At 64.9% G+C, this 1,369-nt stretch carries 2 protein-coding genes; both read right to left on the bottom strand.

Going from position 1 to position 1,369, the window contains the following annotated elements:
* Positions 1-221: 221 nt before the first annotated feature.
* Complete coding sequence (locus ADK60_RS22890; RefSeq protein WP_053648564.1) at positions 222-659, bottom strand: phage tail protein; 438 nt, start codon at positions 657-659, stop codon at positions 222-224.
* A 293-nt stretch (positions 660-952) separates the two neighbouring features.
* Positions 953-1,192 (bottom strand): hypothetical protein, encoded by a 240-nt coding sequence (locus ADK60_RS22885; protein WP_053648562.1) that lies wholly within the window; start codon positions 1,190-1,192, stop codon positions 953-955.
* Between the last annotated feature and the right edge of the window lie 177 nt (positions 1,193-1,369).

The raw sequence follows: 1,369 nt of genomic DNA, 5'->3' as shown, positions 1-1,369 counted from the left end.
ACACTATCCACGGCGGACCCTTCAGCTTCCCCACGGATGGACCAACGAGCAGACGGACGAAGAGACATGGCCAAACATCGGCTTTCTGTTAGCTCCTCTTACTGACCAGCGCAGCCAGGTTGCACTCGTCGGAGCGGATGCTGGAGACGGTCCGCGACATCACTCCCGCCACAAGCGCGGGGAACACCCGGGGAGGTTTCACCTGCCCGAGTGGCGAACAGTCAGTGGTAGTCGATGCCAAGCGACTTGGCCCACAGGACCACCTCTTCGATCGACCCATCGCCGGTGGAGCCGTCCAGATTCTGCCCGGACAGCTTCACCGGGAACGCGTCGGTGAGAGTCCAGGTGACGACCGGCTCCGAGCCGGACCCGTCGGTCAGCGAGATCCTGCAGTCCTTCTTGTCGACCTTGTTCTCGCTGACGGTCAGGAGCCAGGCGAACAGCGGGCTGTCCTTCGGGATGGCGCCCTTGCGGAGTGTGATCTGGGGGATGTCGGGCTGGCCGGGCATCTGGATCCAGCCGCCAGGGCCCATCGCCTCGGAGGCCGTGAGGCCGCTCACGTCGTCGAACGCCGCGTCGGTCACACCGTCGCCGTCGATGTCCAGCACGAACCGCTTGGCCGGGATCGGGTAGTCCGGGTTGGTGTAGGTGATTGTCATGCCGTGCTCCTGCCAATTGGTACGGGTGCACTCATGATCACGCAAGAAGGGCATCGAGGGCGGGAAAACCTCGAAAGATCACCCGCCCCAGCGATCGCTCCGGTATGGGCTTGCGATGCGCGTCCCACCTCGGGCACCCCTGCCGGCGGGCCGGGTGCTCGCAGGGTGGAACCGGCCCCGGATGCGGGTCTGCGGGGCAGCGGCGGCCCCACTGTGACTGGTCGAGATACCGTCACCTGGCCGCGCAGCCTGTCACCGCCCGGCTGCGACCTCCGGTGAGTGCATGGCCTTGTTCACATGAGGATGTCCTGGGCCGACCCAGTGATGGTGTTGGTGATCTCGGTGTCGGTGATGTCCCTCCCGCTGTGGCTGCTGTTGCCGTGGACGGTCATGGCGAAGTGGTCGTCCATGCTGTCCACTTCCCCGCCGCGATCTCCGAAAAGGGTCACGTTGCCGGCGTGGGCATTGCCGGTGAAGGACAGGGCGGTACCGGTGAGCGCGAGGGCCACCAGGGTGCGACGGAAAATAGTCATGCCTTGTAGACGATCAAGCGGTGGGCTAGTCACGGCACACCGCCGTACCCGGAAGCGCCCCAAGATCGTCACCGGCCTTCTAGTGTCCTGCGCCTGAAATCCGCTTCATATCTGTAGCCTGTTTCCATGGCGCGCATGGGTCGGCCGATGGCCGAGTTGACCTTGACCGGTGACGAG

The organism is Streptomyces sp. XY431, assembly GCF_001279805.1.
Classification (GTDB): Bacteria; Actinomycetota; Actinomycetes; order Streptomycetales; family Streptomycetaceae; genus Kitasatospora; species Kitasatospora purpeofusca.
Note: the sequence above shows the minus strand (reverse complement) of the source record. Positions and strands in the feature narration are given on the sequence as shown.